We start from the raw sequence: 18,702 nt of genomic DNA on the forward strand, positions 1-18,702 counted from the left end.
TTTTTTATAATGCTAAATATTAAGTATTTTTTATAATCCTTAAAATTCTAATTGTTATTTAATTCGATATAGCCTTGAACTACTTATCTGAAATTATTATAAGTTCCCTACTGAATAATATTTTAAATTCTTCTTTAATCTCATCCATATCGTAAAAATTTATCTCTGTTTTGCTATGACAATTTATTTTTAAATAGATATGTTCTTCATCAAAATCTGAAACAATACTTTTGATGCTTTCATTGTAGCCTCTTGATAACTTTTCTGCTATTCTTAGTACTATTGCTATTCTTTCTGCATCTTTAAGCATATCCTCACTTATTATAGCTTTTTCCTCTAAAGATAACTTTAATGCTTCTTTATGATACAAAGTAGCCGTATACGCTGATAGCAGTAATTCTATATGGCTTAAACCATGTATATCCATATTCATCATCATATAGAAAGTATGTTTATGAAAATTCGTATAAGATATTTCTTTTCCTATATCATGTAAATAAGCAGCAGCCTTCATAATTTTCTTCTTTTCATTGTCAATATAGAAAAGTTCCTTAATCCCACTAAAAATTTGTAAGGATTTTTCATATACCCAAGATCCATTATTGTATATACTCGGATAGTTAGAAATCACTTTATTTAAGGAGTAGTCCAATATATCTTCAAGAATCTTATTACTCTTAAAAATATATTCATATGTGAAACCCTCTCTGACGCCAGTACCACTTATTACAATCTCCTTAATAGAACAATAATCAATCAAATTTCTAATTACAGATAAGGCACCCATAAAAATATCCGCCCTATCTTTTGAAAGACCTTTTATTTTTCTTTTACTCTTCAAATCCATATCAGCTACTTCATTAAAGAGTTCAACTATAACTTTAGATTCTATTTTATAATTATGTATTTTATCAATAGGATATGCTTTTTTCTTTCTATCAATTTTAGCCAGTGTTCTCATGGTTCCACCAATACCAACTAAAGGTAATGATACTGCTTCTTTTAACCAAGAAATTTTATTAAATTCTCTAAAGATAAACTCCTTAAATTCCTCACTGGTTTTCTTACTAACAGTTTCTTGAAGTTGAAATTTTTCAGCTGTATTTATACTTCCAAAAGGAATACTTATAGAGTTAACTAATTCTCTATTTTTAATAAGCACAAATTCTGTACTTGCTCCCCCAATATCCATCATAAGACAATCTTCTATATCTAAAGTATTTACTGTGGCAAAATAATCATAAAAGGCTTCTTCAAGTCCATTTAAAACTCTGATTTCAATACCTGATTCTTGTCTTACATTTTCAATAAACTGTTGTCTATTCTTAGCTTTTCGCACTGCTTCAGTAGCAAAAGCATGAATTTCTTCTACACCTTCTTCATGGCATAAACTTTTAAATTCCTTCATAGCTTCTACTGCCTTTTTCATCCTCGCTGGATTTAGACTTCCGTCTGCTTCTATATCCTTACCTAATCTCGCAGTATTTTTATCTTCATCTAATACTCTAAAGTATTCTCCTTCGATTTGAAAAATAACAAGTCTAATTGTATTGGAACCTATATCAATTATCGCAACTTTTTTCATATTCTGCCCCTCCTATATTAATTATTATTAGAAAGATATCACAATTATACTACATTAATTTTGATTTTAACTACTTAACAAAAACTTAATATAAAAAGCTTATACTATTAATTAAGATTTATAAATATGCTATAATATTTGTTAACAATATATTTATACTATTATTGGTTTAGTAATTTTAAAAATATAGTATTTACAGGTGGTTATGATGAGTAATTTCAATAAACAAAAGTTTTTTAATAGGGAATTAAGTTGGTTACAATTTAATAAAAGGGTTTTCCTCGCGGCGCTAGATTACAATAATCCACTGCTTGAAAGAATTAGCTTTTTATCTATCGTAAGTTCAAACCTAGATGAATTTTTCATGGTGAGAGTTGCTGCACTTTTCGATCAAGTAAATGCTGGCTTTAATGAAAAAGATCAATCAGGCTTTACACCTAAAGAACAATTAGAAGAAATATTAAAGGAAAGTTCTGAGATGATAAAAAGCCAATATTTATGTTACAACTCTAAAATATTCAATGAACTTAAAACTGAAAATATCAATATTCTTAAAGCCGAAGATTTATCATCAAAAGAACTTTCAATTATTGATAGTTTTTTTAGAGATAATATATATCCTGTGCTCACGCCTATAGTAATCGATCAAGGTAGACCTTTTCCATTAATATCAAATAAAAGTATCAACATAGCTTTGCTTATGAAAGATAAAACTCATGGAGAAGAAGCCTTTGGAACAATCCAAGTTCCAACAGTTCTAAAAAGAGTAATTGAAGTTGATTCTAATGAACGAGTTGGAAAAAACTTCATCCTTCTTGAGGATGTAATAAAATTATACATCGGAGAAATATTTAGTGGACACGAAATTATCGACTTAAGTTTATATAGAATAACTAGAAATGGCGATTTAACCCTTGATGAAGAAGGTGCGGAAGATTTACTTGAGTCAATAGAGCAATCCTTAAAGATGAGAAAATGGGGTCGCATAATAAGACTTGAGGTTGAACAAAACTGTAACGAAAAAATTAAAAAATTATTACAGGATGAAATGGAATTATCCTCACCTTGGATATTTGAAATCAACGGTCCTTTAGACTTAACTTTTTTAAGATCTGTCTCATCCTTAAAAGGTTTTGAGCATTTAAAATATCCGCCTCTTAAACAATCTGAACCAATTGAATGTATGGATAAAGATTTATTTAAAGCCATTTCTAATAGCGATATCTTGGTTCACCATCCTTATAACAGTTTTAAACCAATAGTGGACTTGGTACGAACCGCAGCCTCCGATCCTGATGTTCTTGCTATAAAGCAAACCTTATATAGAGTTAGTGGAAACTCTCCAATTGTTGAAGCTTTAGCAGAAGCAGCTGAAAATGGAAAACAAGTTACTGTACTAATGGAACTTAAAGCTAGATTTGATGAAGAAAACAATATACATTGGGCAAAACGCCTTGAAAAATCTGGTTGTCAAGTTATCTACGGATTAGTAGGCTTAAAAACTCATTGTAAAATGCTTATGATTGTGAGAAGAGAAGATTCAGTGATAAATAGATATGTCCATTTAGGAACTGGAAACTATAATGATATAACAGCAAACTTTTATACAGACTTAGGTATATTTACTAAAGATCCAGTATTCGGAGAAGAAGTTGCCATTTTATTTAACATGCTTTCAGGCCATACTCAAATAAAATCTACAAGAAAAGTTTACCCTGCTCCACTTCATTTAAGAAATAAGCTCATCGAATTAATACGAAGAGAAAAAGAAAATGCTTTAGAAGGCAAAACTGCCGCTATAACTGCTAAAATGAATTCTCTTGTTGATGATGAAATTATAAACGAATTATATGAAGCTTCTCAAGCTGGAGTTACTATAAAACTAATAGTTAGGGGTGTTTGTTCTTTAAAACCTAAGGTTAAAGATCTCAGTGATAACATTGAAGTAAGCAGTATAATCGGAAGATTTCTTGAACACAGCCGTATCTTCTATTTTCACAATAATGGAGATGATGAATTATTCTTATCAAGTGCTGATTGGATGCGTAGAAATCTATCAAAACGTGTAGAAACCATGTTTATAATCGACAGTATCTTTATAAAAGAAAAAATAAAAGAGTTACTTAATTTTTACCTTAACGATAACGTAAATCGATGGATTTTAAATTCTGATGGTACTTATATAAAAGTCATAAATGATGAAATTGTCGTTAATTCTCAAGAAAAAACCTTATAATAAATACTTGCATTTTTAAAACATAACTTAAATCAAGAATTTAAAACAAAAAAGTGACTAAAAACATTTTTTAGTCACTTTTTATATAATATGGACTCTTAAAGAAATTAACAGCGATTGCTTAATTTCAAAGTTATTTATCTATTTTTAAGGTCATATAAAAACTATGATTTTATAGTTTAAATTCTACCTTTATACCTCTTCTCAAGTTTCTGAAATCTAAATCTCCTCTCATCAATGCATGCATTAGTAATTCTGCACTTGCCATATTAGTAGCAAGTGGTATTGAATAAACATCACAAAGTCTTAAAAGTGCACTTACATCCGGTTCATGAGGCTGTGCTGTTAATGGATCTCTTAAAAATATAATCATATCCATTTCATTATTTGCTATCATTGCACCAATTTGTTGATCTCCACCTAGAGGACCTGATTGAAACCTATTAACCTTAAGCTCTGTAGCATCCATAATCCTTTGCCCTGTTGTTCCTGTAGCATATAAAGTGTGTTCTCTTAATACATCCTCATAAGCAGTAGTGAACATAACCATATTATCCTTCTTTTTATCATGTGCGATTAAAGCTATATTCATAATTATTCCTCCTAAGTTGTTTAAAATATTTATAATATACTGTCTTTGGTCCTTTTAATTAAAACTACCCTATTGTCTAGTCTATATTAGAAAGCCCCCCTGTTTCTTATATTATACTATAAGAAACAAAGAGGCTCTAACTTATTTTTAAAGTTTCAATATTTTTTTAAAATTTTCATAATATACTGAATATTTCAAGCTATACAAACTTATACGCCAGTCTCATATGCTTCATTACCATGTAGCATTGTATCTAAACCTATATCTTCAACTTCAGTGCTTACTCTTAAGCCAATAGTTTTATCAACTATCTTAACAATTATGAAAGTAACTATACCTGCAAAAGCTATTGTTGCTATTACTGCTATAAATTGAGCACCTAACAATTTAGCTCCACCATAGAATAATCCATCTGCACCTGCTGAGTTTACTTTTGTTGTTGCGAATAATCCTGTTGCTATAGCGCCCCATATACCACCAATTCCATGGCAACCAAAAGCATCTAAGGCATCATCATAACCAAGCTTTTCTTTTACATAATATATAGCTATAAAACATATTATCGCTGCTACTGCACCAATTATAATAGCAGCCATTGGAGTAACAAATCCTGCTCCTGGAGTAATTGCAACAAGTCCAGCTACAGCACCTGTAGCTAATCCTACAGCGGAAGATTTTCCAAATCTAATTCTTTCAAGAATCATCCAAACTGCCGCACAAGCAGCTGCAGCCGTATTAGTTGTAATAAATGCATTTAACGCAACATCATTTATAGCAAGAGCACTTCCTGCATTAAAGCCAAACCAACCTACCCATAATAATCCAGCACCTAATACTGTAATAGTAACATTATGTGGTTTTGCGTGTTTAACATATTTTCTCTTTCCAAGAATTAAAGCAACCACTAACGCTGATATACCTGAACTTATGTGAACTACGTTTCCTCCAGCAAAATCTAGAGCTCCTAAAGTTCTAAGCCATCCGCCAACACCCCAAACCCAATGAGCTATTGGATCATAAACAAAGGTTGTCCAAAGTAAAGTAAATAGCATCATAGCTGAGAATTTCATTCTTTCTGCAAAAGCACCTGAAATAAGTGCTGGTGTTATTACTGCGAACATCATTTGGAATAACATAAATGCTTGATGAGGAATAGTAGCTGCATAATCAGCATTTGCTTCAAAACCAACTCCATCTAATCCTAAAAAGTTAAGTCCTCCTATAATACCACTATTATCTGTTCCAAAAACTAAAGTGTAACCTAGAATAATCCATTGTAAGGATACAAGAACTATTGCACCATAACTATGCATAGTAGTACTCAATACATTTTTTCTTCTTACTAAACCTCCATAGAATAAAGCTAATGCTGGTGTCATTAAAAACACCAATATTGTAGCTATTATTACAAATACCGTATCTGCTCCATTAATTGTCATAAAAATACCTCCCTTAATATTGTTTGATAAAATTCCTATAGTCATTAATTATTTTTTATTAATTCAAAAGGGGATAGCCTTTATATTTATATGAGTCATATAAATATAAGCTATCCCCTTTGATAACTGTCCATATTATTAAATTGCTGATACGCCTCTTTCTCTTGTTCTTATACGCACCGCATCCTCTACATCGTAAACAAAAATCTTTCCATCACCGATATTACCAGTAGAAACCACTTCACAAACTTTTTTAATTATGTCATCAACATTTTCTGCTGCTATTATCACTTCAACTTTTATCTTTGGCAGTAAATTAACCTTAATCTCAGTTCCCCTATAATATTGGGTTGTACCCTTTTGATTTCCAAAGCCCATGATGTTTGTAATCATCATACCTTGTATCCCAAATTTATTTAGCTCCTCCTTTAGTTCTTCTAACTTTTCTGCCTTAATTACAATTTCTAATTTCTTCATTGTTATCGCTCCCCTCCAATATTCTCTTAGATGTCTCTATCATTTTACGTCCATTATTCATACTATTAACTTGAAGATATCTGTGAGCTTGTTGCTCCGTAAAATTTCTTTCTTTTATGAGCAAATCCTTAGCCTTTTGTATTATCAGATTCTCTTCAGTTGAAAGTGATTTTTTAAACTTATTTTTATTTAACAACATATTTATTGTTGCTAAAAAATTACCTTTATTTATTGGTAAGGTCAAAACTGATATTCTGGAATCTATACTTTCACAAAGCGAAGGATTAGCCACTAACATCAGCATTGAATAACCTTCTGGTATCTGATTTATTAACTTTGAAGAAAACATATCTTTTAACCTATAACTACAAATAATTAACCCCTTAGTACTACCTTCTACTAATTCTAAAACTTTTATACCAGAGTCACATATCTGAATATCATTAATTCCGATCTTCTTGAAAATGCTTACAACTCCATTACAATTCTGCTCTCTTGGAAAAGCAATAATAATTCTCTTCATAACAAATCTTCACCACCTTGATAAAAATAAAAATCACACTAAAATAAGATAATTACGCAAATAATGGATATAAATAACTTAATATCCAATTGTTATTTGGATATTATTTATATACTTATAATAACCAGATGCCACATCAATGTCAACTAGTTTTTTTGCAATTTATCAATGATTTTAGTGTTTTTATTTCAATTTATCAATTTTGAAGCGTTATATCAAATAATTTTATTCATAAACAATCTTTTCATAATCAAATTAATATATAACCTATCTTTGTTTCATTGTATATATTTTACAACTAACTATTCTAATATTTCATTTTATCTATCTAAAATCAATTTTCACTTACCTAATAGTTTTATTAACTTCATATAAACGGCAAAAACTAAAGGAGTAAAAAACTACTGTCTAACTTTATCATAGAACTAAAACAAAAAAGGGTACCTAAAAAATAATTCTTTAGAACTATTCTTAGATACCCTCTTTAGCATCATTGTTTTACTTCTGACCAAATCTTATCAAACTCAGAAATTTTACTTCCAATATCTCTTAGATATTCACCATTTTTAACATCTTTCGCATCTGGATATACTGCTTTATCAGAAAGTATTTCTGAATCAATTTGATCCCATGCAGCTTCATTAGGATTTCCATATGGAAACTCCTTAGATATTTCTGCACTAATTTCAGGTCTTAATATGAAATTAATAAATAATTCTGCAGCTTTTTTGTTCTTAGCTCCAGTTGGAATTACAAAATTATCTTGTTGCAAGAATAATCCTTCCTCTGGAACCACATATTTTACATTTGAATTTTCTCTTCTTGCAAGGCTTCCCTCAGCTCCCCAAGCAAAAATAGCTTTAACTTCACCATTTATAAGGCTTGTTTTTGGGCTATCACTATCATAAGATTTTATGTTCTTTTGAAGACTAGTAAGTTCTTCTTTTGCCTTAGCTAAAGCTTCTTCACTAGTATCATTTAATGAATAACCTAGTTTTTTAAGAGTTATTCCAATAATTGCTCTTTCATCATCTAAAACACATAAAGAATTCTCTAGTTCTGGTTTCCATAAGTCAGCATAACTAGTTATAGTACCTTCTGGAACTTTGGAACTATCATAAGCTATTATACCAGCAAGCCACATATATGGAAGACTGTATTTATTATCAGGATCAAAAGGTAAATGCATAAATTGCTTTGATAAATTATCGATGTTTTCTATATTAGATTTATCAATTTCTTCAATTAGATTTTGTTTTTTAAGTATTTCAACCATAAAATCACTTGCTACAGCTAGATCATATTCATTACCTCCAGCCATCAACTTAGCAAGCATTTCTTCATTGGACGAAAAAGTACTATAATTCACCTTTATATTATACGTATTCTCAAATTCTTCTATAACTGATTGAGGTAAATATTCTGACCAGTTAAATACATTCAACACTTGTTGCTCAGTTTCAGAACCTTCTGTGAACTTTGCTACTTTAAAAATCCCATACCACGTTCCTGTTATCGTCACTGCTATAGCAGTTAATACAGCTCCGACCTTTTTCATATTTAAGTTTATATTCTTTAAAACCATAGACAGAGTCAAAATAACAACAGTAACTAGCATGATTATCGTTGATAAAGCATTTATTTCTGGTGTTACACCAAATTTAACCATTGAAAATACTTTTAATGGAAGAGTAACACTACCAGGTCCTGCGGCAAAGAAGCTAATGATTACATCATCTAACGATAATGTAAAAGCTAAAAGTCCACCAGCAATTACACCTGGCATTATTATAGGCAATGTAACTTTAAAGAAAGTGACAAGTGGTGTAGCTCCTAAATCCATAGCAGCTTCTTCCACAGAATTATCAAAACCATCTAACCTAGTTTTCACCGTAGAAATAACATAAGCTATACTAAAAGTTACATGCGCTATTATTAAAGTTATTTTCCCCCTTGGAAGATCAACAAAAGCAAAGAAGGCTAATAATGAAATACCCATTACAATCTCTGGTATCACAAGCGGGATATTTAATATACTATCAAGGATATTTTTTCCCTTAAATTTATATCTATATAATCCTATCGCTGCAAGGGTTCCAATAATTACAGATATGATAGTACTTATTATTGCTATAATAAATGAATTTTTAAAAGCTTCTAAAATCCCTACGTTATTAATCAAACTAGTGTACCACTTAAAGGTAAAACCTGTCCACGTTACATTTAACTTTGATTCATTAAAGGAAAATCCTATAAGCACTAATATTGGTACATATAAAAACATAAACACTAAAAAGGTGTAAAGAGATTTTAAAATAGAACTTTTCTTCTTCATAATCTACAAAACCTCCTTACGTTCAGTACTTCCACCCATCTTATTTGTTATAGCGATCAAAATCACCATAACTATAATTAAAATTACTGATATAGCAGAACCAAAAGGCCAGTCTCTAGCTGTTAAGAATTGATTCTTAATGAGATTACTCATTAAAACAACCTTACTACCTCCAAGTAAATCTGTTATAAAGAATAGTCCAAGGGTAGGTACAAACACCAGTAAACAGCCTGAAACTATTCCACCTTTTGTAAGAGGAAGTGTAATCTTCATAAATTTATTTATTGGAGATGCCCCAAGGTCTGATGCGGCTTCAAGAAGTCTCATATCAAGTTTCTCAATGGAAGAATAAAGTGGCAACACCATAAATGGGAACATCATATATACCATTCCAACCATAACAGCAAAATTATTACTCATCATATGAAGTGGCTCGCTTATGATATTTAAGTTCATTAGTACTGTATTTATTATTCCTTCAGTTCTTAGAAGTATTATCATCGCATAAGTTCTTACCAAGGAATTTGTCCAAAATGGAAGCATTACAAGTAAAAGTAGTATAGGTTTTAACTTTTTATTACTTTTTGCCACGATAAATGCAAAAGGATAACCAAACCCTAAACAAAATATAGTAGTAAACAAAGATACTCCTATAGATTTTATAAATATCGTTAAGTATAAGGAATCAAATAATCTTCCATAATTAAAAAAAGTAAAATCATATACTATATCACCAACTTCTCCTCTGGTAGAAAAACTGTACACAACTACTAAAATTAATGGTACTATAAAAAATGCTAACATCCATGAAACCACAGGTGCTAAAGTAGCTAGAGGACCAAGAATATTTTTTTTCTTTTTAGCCATCCCAATCCCCCCTATGCCTTAATCACAATAGAGTTATTCTTATTCCAGGTTAAATATACCTGTTCATTTTTATTATTAAAATCAAATTTATTATCTATAGGTTCATTGACAATTATCTCTCTACCACTGTTTAAAACCATAACAGTTTTTATATTAGAACCTATGTAAATTCTTTCTTTTAATGTTCCTTTAAGTGAAATTTCATCAGAAGAAGTTTCTGTCTTTAATTTAATTCTTTCTGGTCTAATTGACACTGATAGCTTGTCTCCTATGTTGTAAGAACCTTTTGGAATTATAAATATATCTTCATTACTCTTAACAGTTCCATATTCTTCTTTAACTTCTATTACCTCTCCTTCTAGAAGATTTGTCTCTCCTAAAAAGTCAGCTACAAATTTCGTCGCTGGTGTTTCATAAAGTTCTTCTGGTGTTCCTACTTGTTCTATAACACCTTTGTTCATAACCACTATTCTGTCTGACATAGTCAGTGCCTCTTCTTGGTCATGAGTTACAAAAATAAAAGTTATTCCAAGTTTTTTTTGCAAATGCTTAAGTTCAAGTTGCATTTGTTTTCTAAGTTTTAAATCAAGAGCACCTAGAGGCTCATCTAAAAGCAAAACCTTTGGACTATTTATTATTGCCCTGGCAATTGCAACACGTTGCATCTGTCCCCCACTTAATTGTGACGGCATTCTATTTTCATAGCCCTCTAATTGAACCATTTTAAGCATTTCAGAAACTTTTATTTTAATTTCTTCTTTATTTACCTTTTTCATCTTAAGTCCAAAGGCAATATTATCGAAGATATTCATGTGAGGAAATAATGCATAGTTTTGAAAAACTGTATTAACACTTCTTTCATTAGGTGCTTTAGCAGTTACATTTTCACCATCTATTATAACTTCTCCACTATTTGGAGTTTCAAAACCAGCAATCATTCTTAATGTAGTAGTTTTTCCACAACCACTAGGACCAAGTAAAGTTAAAAATTCACCTTTTTTAATCTCAAGATGCAAATCCTTAATAACTGTTTCCTCATCATCAAAACTTTTAGTGATATTTAACAGTTGAACAAAAAACTTCTCTGTCACACCTTAACAACTCCTTTTTTCTGCATAATAAAACAAAAACCCCCTAATGGTTCAAATCAACCAAAAAAGAAGGTTATTAAATAGGATTATAATTGTCACTTTTTCTGTTACCATTATAACTGAAATGAATATATCATAATTCATAGTAAATAACAATATATTTCTCGTAATATATTCCACAGTTTTTTTATTAAATTTTTATTATTTTTCTTATAAATATATTATAATTTTATTTTTAATATTCATAATTATGTGATGCCTCACACATAGTAATCTTTATAGACTTACCATCTAATACCTTTTTATAAGAAGTGAGAAATTCATTTAATTCATTGTCGTTAATTAAATCGATTTTCTTCACACTGGTGATTATCACATTTTCTCCATCAAGTATTATGTTAATGGTATTTATGTTATTATTTATATAGTATTCTGAAACATTCTTAACCTTTAGCCTATTCTTATATTTTTCTTGAAAGCTAATATTCTTTCTTAAAGTTTCATAACTATCCGCACCTACATTACCATTAACGCTACCTAAATCTATACCCATATTTTTCATTTGAGCTTCTAAATTATTTGGATCAAAACCATATCTCTCCATGATTTTTTTCTGAATATCATAAAACTTCTCTTGTGATATATTATTTTCTTCCATATATTTAAAAATATTTTTTGTGAATTCCCCCATTGTCAAGGTTCCTTCAGCCATTGAATAATATAAATCATATATATACGATTCAAATTTATCTACATCTTTATCTTTAGCTCTGTTCTTCAGCTCATTAAAGTCTATTATTCTGTCGTCCATACTTACCGTTCCTTCCTAAACTATATAAAATATCGCTTACGTTTATACTTAGTATTATACCAAATATTTTTAAAAAAATCTTTCAATATAAAAATCTGAATTTTACAAAAAAAATACTTCCTACAACCCTCCATAACACATATTGGCTTTTGCTACTTATATTCCCTGTATAGTTGTTTCAATTAAGGAATAATATACAATGACTATTCTAGAAATTTATTCTCATGTAATATTTCGTATTATAATGTCTATTTTTATATTTGACTGTCACCGACTATAGGACTAAAATGATTATGGCGGATAAAAAAAACAAGGAGGTTATTAATAAAAATGTCACCTAAACTTATACGTTTATTCAAAAGAAAAGAAATTTCTAAAGAACAGGTAGCAAAAGATATTATTGCAGGTATCATAGTTGCAGTTATAGCCTTACCACTATCTATAGCATTAGGTATATCTTCTGGAGTATCTCCAGAAAAAGGGCTTATCACTGCAATCATAGCTGGCTTTTTTATCTCTTTACTTGGCGGAAGTAGAGTACAAATTGGTGGTCCTACTGGTGCCTTTGTAGTTATTGTTTATGGTATAGTCCAAAACTTTGGAATAAGTGGATTGATTATCGCTACAATAATGGCAGGTATTCTTCTAATCATAATGGGAGTCTTAAAATTAGGTACAGTTATAAAGTATGTACCACACACAATAACTGTAGGTTTTACCAGCGGAATTGCTGTTACTCTTTTATCTACTCAAGTAAAAGATTTTTTAGGACTCAACATAGCATCTGTTCCAGCTGAATTTATAGGGAAATGGGAAAGTTATTTCGCTAATCTTCACACATTTCAATTAACTACTTTTTTAATAGGCGCTTGTTCAGTACTTATAATTGTTCTTTGGCCTAAAATTAATAGAACTATACCTGGTTCCTTAGTAGCCCTTATAGTTGCAACACTAGTAGTATGGATCTTCAAACTTCCAGTGGAAACAATAGGTACTAGATTCACCAACATTTCATCCGCATTACCAACACCAACACTACCAAGTATAAATTTTTCTACAATCCAACAACTAATTAAGCCAGCCTTTACAATAGCTATATTAGCTGCCATCGAATCTCTCCTTTCAGCTGTTGTCGCTGATGGAATGATAGGTGGTAAGCATGATTCAAATGTAGAGCTTGTAGCCCAAGGTGTCGCAAATATTGCTTCTGGAATATTTGGCGGTATCCCTGCAACTGGCGCCATTGCCAGAACTGCAGCCAACGTTAAAAATGGTGGAAGGACTCCAATCTCTGGAATTGTACATGCTGCAACATTATTACTGATCATGCTGGTTTGTATGCCACTAGCAAAATTAATACCTATGACCACTCTTGCAGCAATCTTGATAGTAGTTTCTTATAATATGGGGGAATGGAGAACATTTAAGACATTACTAAAAGCGCCTAAAAGTGATGTTATTGTTCTAATACTTACATTTACTCTAACAGTAGTCTTTGATTTAGTTGTTGCTATTGAAATAGGAATGATCCTTGCAATGTTCTTATTTATGAAAAGAACTGCAGACACTACAAACATTACAGATATCGGTAAGAGCAGAAACTTCTTTGATGATGAAATCTCTAAAGAACTAGATTCAATAGATAGTAAAGTACTCGTTTATCAAATTAATGGACCTTTATTCTTTGGAATTGTCCATAGTTTCATGGATGTTATGAGTGAAGTAAACCCTGATGCTGAAATTCTAATACTTGATATGAAGTATGCAAATGTATTAGATGCTACTGCTATGGAAGCCATTGAAAAACTTTATGAGCGTTGTAATAAAAATAATATTAAATTATTACTTGCTAATGTTAAACCTCAACCTTATAAAGTTCTTAATAATATGGGCTTTATAAAAACCATAGGTGAAAAATATATTTTTAAAGATAAAACAACTGCAATAGCAGCTTCATGTAATTATCTAAAAAACAGAAAAGTTTCTTAAAAAAGACACATTTTATAAATAAAAAGAAAACTAGTATACGCTAGTTTTCTTTTTATCTCTTATTTAATTCAACTTATAAACAAATTCTTCTACCTCTTCAGCAGTAATCGGCTTACTAAAATAATAGCCTTGAACCTCATCACAACCATTTTCCATCAAATACTTCAAATGTTCTTTTGTTTCAACACCTTCTGCAATAACTTTAAAGCTAAGATTTTTTGCCATATCGATAATTGTCTTTGTAATTATAGTACTTTCGAAATCATCACCTAACTCTGTGACAAAGGAACGATCTATTTTAAGTTTATCTATAGAAAACTTTCTTAGATAATTAAGAGAAGAATATCCTGTACCAAAGTCATCTATAGCTATTTTAATTCCCATATTATTTAATTCTCTAAAATTCTCAATAGCTAACTCTATATCCTCCATCATAGCACTCTCCGTCAGTTCAACCTCAAGAACATTGGGATCTAAAGATAATTCCTTTAAAATATCTTTTATTATCTTACATATATTCATCTTTTTTAGTTGTATCGAACTTATATTTACTGCTACTTTAAAAAAAGGCAGTTTCTTATCTCTCCATTCTTTAGCTTGAATGCAACTTGTCCGAATAACCCACTCCCCTATTGAATCAATTAAACCACTTTCCTCAACTATCGGTATAAATTCAAAAGGAGATATTAATCCAAGCTTAGGATGGCTCCACCTAATCAAAGCTTCAACACCTACCATTTTCCCAGTATTAAGGGATACTTGTGGCTGGTAAACTAAAAAAAATTGACCTTTTTCTATGGCTGTCATCAGATCATTTTCAAGTATAGTTCTTCTATTAACCTTCGCACTCAGCTCTTTAGTATAAATAACCTTTTCAAGTCCTTTATCTTTGGCTTCAATTAGTGCTTTTTCCGCATTTGTTAGCAAATCCTTCTTGTTTCCCATTACCTCTTCAAATATGCTGATTCCCATACTACAATTTATAGTTAATTCTTCACCTGCAATACTAAAGTTTTTTGTAAGTGCATCATTTATCCTATCTACAATCATTTCCACTTCTTGGCGCTTTTTAATATTCTCAAGTAACACTCCAAAATGATCTTCTCCTAAATGCGCAATAATAGCACTTTCATCTATGTAATCTTGTATTCTATTGGCAACTTGCTTTAATAATTCATCACCAAATCTAGCACCATATATATCATTAACCTTTTTAAATCTTCTTATGTCCACTATAACCAGCGCAAAAGTTTCATCTTCTGAAAAATTATCATATGATAAAATTTCTATTCTATTTTCTATATACTGTCTATTGGGAAGCCCAGTAACATTACTATATTTACTTATAGCCACTTCATCTACAGAACTTCTCATTTTTGATACAAATCTTTTAATCTGAGATAAGTCTGTAACCAAAACAACTTTATGTTGTCCTTTTTCTTTACTGTCAATAATTACTTCATTGACAATAGCATTGAAAATTCTACCATCTGATTTAACTATTTTTTCGACCTTTACATTTCCTGTCTCTGCTATTCCTAAGCGTCCTGCATAGAAGTAATCATCATTTAATATTTTTTTTCCATGTTCGAAAGTTTTTCCGATTAATTCATCAATATCTTTCTCATACATTTCGCAATAAATATCATTAACTAATTTTACATTGTCACTTTCATCTAAAACTGCTATTCCTATTTTTATATTATTTATTATTAAACATACTATTTTTTCATTAATTTCATCCACAAATTTGTCATTTTCTTGGTCATATCCTTTTTCTTTCTTGCATATTTTGTCAATGGAGTCTACCTTTTTCATCATTCCACCTGCCAAAGCATTTTATTTTGATATTATTTTATTATTTTTTTATATATTTTTGCTATTATCTTATTATTTTTTTCATATATTTATTATTATTTTGCCGATAAAGTGATATAATATAACTATAACACTTATCCGTGTTATATCATATTCATTTTACCAATATTATCTTAAAATCTCAATATTTTTAATGGATTCAATTTATGTCGAACTATTGACATAATAATATTATTGTTATAAAATATTACAAATATAATTATCATTAAATCGTTGAATGGGAAAAGTAGACCTTACCCAGTTATAAGAGAGGAAGATCCTTGGGCTGTAAGATTTTCTTAATATGAAAGGTTGAAAACCACCTATGAGTATAATTCTGAACTAACAGTAAGAATTATCGCTAGCTACGTTACAGCCTTAAGTGGATTTTTATCAATTTGGGTGGAACTGCGGGAAAATATACTCTCGTCCCTTTCTAGGGATGGGAGTTTTTATATTTTTATATTAATTAACATTAAAATTTAAATTAAGGGGGCCTATTTAGTATGGAGTACAAAAGCACTCGAACTAAAACTCAACCTATTTCTTCAAGCGAAGCAATTATTAAAGGTATTTCTCAGGATGGGGGCTTATATGTTCCTGTTGAAATTCCAAAATTAGATATTCCAGTTGCATCATTAAAAGACTTGGAATATAAGGATCTAGCATTTGATATAATGAAGAGATTTTTTACTGATCTTAATCAAGAAGATTTAAAAAATTCTATATATAATGCTTATGATGAAAAATTTGATACCCCAACAATCGTGCCTATCACATATAAAGATGGTGCGCACTTCTTAGAACTTTTTCATGGACCAACTCTTGCTTTTAAAGACATGGCTCTTTCAATACTTCCTGAGCTTATGAACTTATCTTTAAAGAAACAAGAAGTAAAAAAAGAAATTGTAATATTGACTGCAACTTCTGGTGATACTGGTAAAGCCGCATTAGAAGGTTTTGCTAATAAAGAATCCATCAAGATAGTTGTATTCTTCCCTAAGGATGGAGTAAGTGAAATCCAAAAACTTCAAATGATAACTCAAGAAGGAGATAACACTTTTGTTGTTGCTATTGAAGGTAATTTTGATGATGCACAAAGTGGTGTAAAAACTATTTTCAACGATAAAGCATTTGCAGAAAAATTAGAAAGTGAAAACTTCCTATTATCTTCAGCAAATTCAATCAACATCGGAAGACTAGTTCCCCAAATCGTGTACTACTTCTATGGCTATTTAAACCTTCTTAAGAATAACAAAATAGCTGATGGTGAAAAAATCAATGTAGTTGTACCAACTGGTAATTTTGGTAATATCCTAGCAGCATATTATGCAAAAATTATGGGATTACCTATCAATAAATTCATTTGTGCATCAAATGATAACAACGTTTTATATGATTTCTTTACTACAGGAATTTACGATAAAAATAGAGACCTTAAAATTACAACTTCTCCATCAATGGATATCTTACTTTCAAGTAATCTTGAAAGATTATTATATACAATCAGCGGTGAAGATGAAGCTTTAGTTGCTAAAATGATGTCAGATTTAAATTCTACTGGCAAATATGAAATCACTCCTGCTATGAAGGAAGCTCTTACCGACTTCTATGGAGGATTTGCAACAGAAGCTGAAGTTAATGCATCAATCTTAGATATATACAATAAAGAAAAATATGTAATTGATACTCATACTGCTGTTGCAATGCACGTATATAAAAAGTATGTAGCAGAAACAAATGATACAACACAAACTTTAATTGCTTCAACTGCTAGCCCATTCAAGTTTAGCACTAACGTTGCTTCAGCTTTAGGAATCGATGTTGCCAATATAACAGACTTCGAAGCAGTTAATAAACTATCAGAAACCTGTGGTATTGAAATTCCAGATAGAGTTTCAAAGTTATTAAACATGGAAATTAAACATAATAATTCATGTACGAAGACTGAGATGAAATCTATTATAGAAAAATTTTTAAAACTGTAGGTGATTTGATATGATAAAAATTAAAGTTCCAGCTACTAGTGCTAATATGGGTCCTGGCTTTGATACTTTAGGAATAGCCCTTGACCTATATAATGAATTTACTGTTGAAGAAATCGATAATTCTTTAGAATTCGTAGGCTTTGAAGAAGCTTTTATGAATAAAAATAATCTTGTATATACCTCTATGATGAAAACTTTTGATGTCATCGGCTACAAACCTAGAGGATTAAGAATAGGAATAAGTAACAACATTCCAGTATCAAGGGGTCTTGGTAGCAGTGCTGCATGTATACTTGGTGGAGTAATTGGTGCGAACGAATTAGCTGGACAGGTTTTAAGCAAACAACAAATATTAGAGATAGCAACAGAGCTTGATGGTCATCCAGATAATATTGCTCCTGCACTCTTTGGTGGTATGACAACTGCTGTAAAAACTAATAATCAAGTTTTTTGTGATAAAATCAATTTATCAAAAGGCGTTAAATTATGTGCTCTTATACCAAACTTTCACTTAGCAACTAAAAAAGCAAGAGCTGCACTACCAACTACTATTCCTCATGCTGATGGAGTCTTCAATGTTGGAAGAGTTGCCCTTTTAGTCACTGCCTTAGCTAACGGAAATTTCGACCTAGTTAAAGTAGCCTGCGAAGATAAACTTCATGAACCATATAGAGGAAATCTTATTGCAGACTATGAAAATATAATCACAAAAGGAAAGTCCCTTAATCCACTTGGAATATTTTTAAGTGGTGCAGGTCCTACAATCATGGTACTTTTAAAAGAAGATGATGTAAATTTTAATAAAAATATTACATCATACTTAAATACCCTTGAAAATAGTTGGGAAGTTAAAGAGCTTAATGTTGATTATAGTGGCTCTACGATTAGTATTGTTTAGTATTATAAAGGGGT

General features: G+C 30.4%; 14 protein-coding genes and 1 other annotated feature. Of the genes, 4 read left to right on the forward strand and 10 right to left on the reverse strand.

Annotated elements, in window-relative coordinates:
- Window positions 1-79: 79 nt before the first annotated feature.
- The gene (gene ppx / locus CLOCEL_RS14345) at window positions 80-1,585 is read right to left on the reverse strand and encodes an exopolyphosphatase (RefSeq protein ID WP_010075648.1); all 1,506 of its coding nucleotides are present in this window, start codon (window positions 1,583-1,585) and stop codon (window positions 80-82) included.
- Between the two features lie 208 nt (window positions 1,586-1,793).
- Between ppx and ppk1 the strand changes: the two genes are divergently transcribed.
- Window positions 1,794-3,821 carry a polyphosphate kinase 1 gene (gene ppk1, locus CLOCEL_RS14350; protein WP_010075649.1) on the forward strand — a complete coding sequence of 676 codons (2,028 nt, stop codon included), beginning with the start codon at window positions 1,794-1,796 and terminating at the stop codon, window positions 3,819-3,821.
- Between the two features lie 172 nt (window positions 3,822-3,993).
- Here the strand turns inward: ppk1 and mgsA are convergent, their stop codons facing one another.
- The 8 genes from mgsA to CLOCEL_RS14390 all read right to left on the reverse strand — a co-directional run bounded on the left by mgsA (window position 3,994) and on the right by CLOCEL_RS14390 (window position 11,956).
- On the reverse strand, window positions 3,994-4,413 hold the full coding sequence (gene mgsA, locus CLOCEL_RS14355) for a methylglyoxal synthase (protein WP_010075650.1): 420 nt from the start codon (window positions 4,411-4,413) through the stop codon (window positions 3,994-3,996).
- A gap of 209 nt (window positions 4,414-4,622) precedes the next feature.
- A complete protein-coding gene (locus CLOCEL_RS14360; RefSeq protein WP_010075651.1) occupies window positions 4,623-5,852 on the reverse strand; it encodes an ammonium transporter in 1,230 nt (409 codons plus the stop codon).
- Between the two features lie 138 nt (window positions 5,853-5,990).
- Entirely contained in the window at window positions 5,991-6,329 is a 339-nt protein-coding gene (locus CLOCEL_RS14365; RefSeq protein WP_010075652.1) for a P-II family nitrogen regulator, read from the reverse strand.
- On the reverse strand, window positions 6,304-6,852 hold the full coding sequence (locus CLOCEL_RS14370; RefSeq protein ID WP_010075653.1) for an ANTAR domain-containing response regulator: 549 nt from the start codon (window positions 6,850-6,852) through the stop codon (window positions 6,304-6,306). Before CLOCEL_RS14370 ends, CLOCEL_RS14365 begins: the two co-directional genes overlap by 26 nt.
- Window positions 6,853-7,342: 490 nt before the next feature.
- Window positions 7,343-9,187 (reverse strand): extracellular solute-binding protein, encoded by a 1,845-nt coding sequence (locus CLOCEL_RS14375; protein ID WP_013291806.1) that lies wholly within the window; start codon window positions 9,185-9,187, stop codon window positions 7,343-7,345.
- A gap of 3 nt (window positions 9,188-9,190) precedes the next feature.
- Window positions 9,191-10,054, reverse strand: a complete 864-nt coding sequence (locus tag CLOCEL_RS14380; RefSeq protein ID WP_010075656.1) for an ABC transporter permease — start codon at window positions 10,052-10,054, stop codon at window positions 9,191-9,193.
- Window positions 10,055-10,065: 11 nt separating this feature from the next.
- The gene (locus CLOCEL_RS14385) at window positions 10,066-11,145 is read right to left on the reverse strand and encodes an ABC transporter ATP-binding protein (protein WP_010075657.1); all 1,080 of its coding nucleotides are present in this window, start codon (window positions 11,143-11,145) and stop codon (window positions 10,066-10,068) included.
- Between the two features lie 235 nt (window positions 11,146-11,380).
- Window positions 11,381-11,956: a DUF3867 domain-containing protein gene (locus CLOCEL_RS14390; RefSeq protein WP_013291807.1), complete on the reverse strand. Its 576-nt coding sequence runs from the start codon at window positions 11,954-11,956 to the stop codon at window positions 11,381-11,383.
- A 330-nt stretch (window positions 11,957-12,286) separates the two neighbouring features.
- Between CLOCEL_RS14390 and CLOCEL_RS14395 the strand changes: the two genes are divergently transcribed.
- Window positions 12,287-13,945: a SulP family inorganic anion transporter gene (locus CLOCEL_RS14395; RefSeq protein WP_010075660.1), complete on the forward strand. Its 1,659-nt coding sequence runs from the start codon at window positions 12,287-12,289 to the stop codon at window positions 13,943-13,945.
- Between the two features lie 63 nt (window positions 13,946-14,008).
- Here the strand turns inward: CLOCEL_RS14395 and CLOCEL_RS14400 are convergent, their stop codons facing one another.
- Complete coding sequence (locus CLOCEL_RS14400) at window positions 14,009-15,763, reverse strand: bifunctional diguanylate cyclase/phosphodiesterase (RefSeq protein ID WP_013291808.1); 1,755 nt, start codon at window positions 15,761-15,763, stop codon at window positions 14,009-14,011.
- 264 nt (window positions 15,764-16,027) lie between these two features.
- Window positions 16,028-16,239, forward strand: a binding site (T-box leader).
- Window positions 16,240-16,308: 69 nt separating this feature from the next.
- Here CLOCEL_RS14400 and thrC point away from each other — a divergent pair.
- Together thrC and thrB are read left to right on the forward strand one after the other, a co-directional pair.
- Window positions 16,309-17,790, forward strand: a complete 1,482-nt coding sequence (gene thrC / locus CLOCEL_RS14405) for a threonine synthase (RefSeq protein ID WP_010075662.1) — start codon at window positions 16,309-16,311, stop codon at window positions 17,788-17,790.
- 10 nt (window positions 17,791-17,800) lie between these two features.
- Window positions 17,801-18,688, forward strand: a complete 888-nt coding sequence (gene thrB / locus CLOCEL_RS14410; RefSeq protein WP_010075663.1) for a homoserine kinase — start codon at window positions 17,801-17,803, stop codon at window positions 18,686-18,688.
- The last annotated feature ends 14 nt before the right edge of the window (window positions 18,689-18,702 follow it).

Source organism: Clostridium cellulovorans 743B (assembly GCF_000145275.1).
In the GTDB taxonomy this organism is placed as follows: Bacteria; Bacillota; Clostridia; order Clostridiales; family Clostridiaceae; genus Clostridium_K; species Clostridium_K cellulovorans.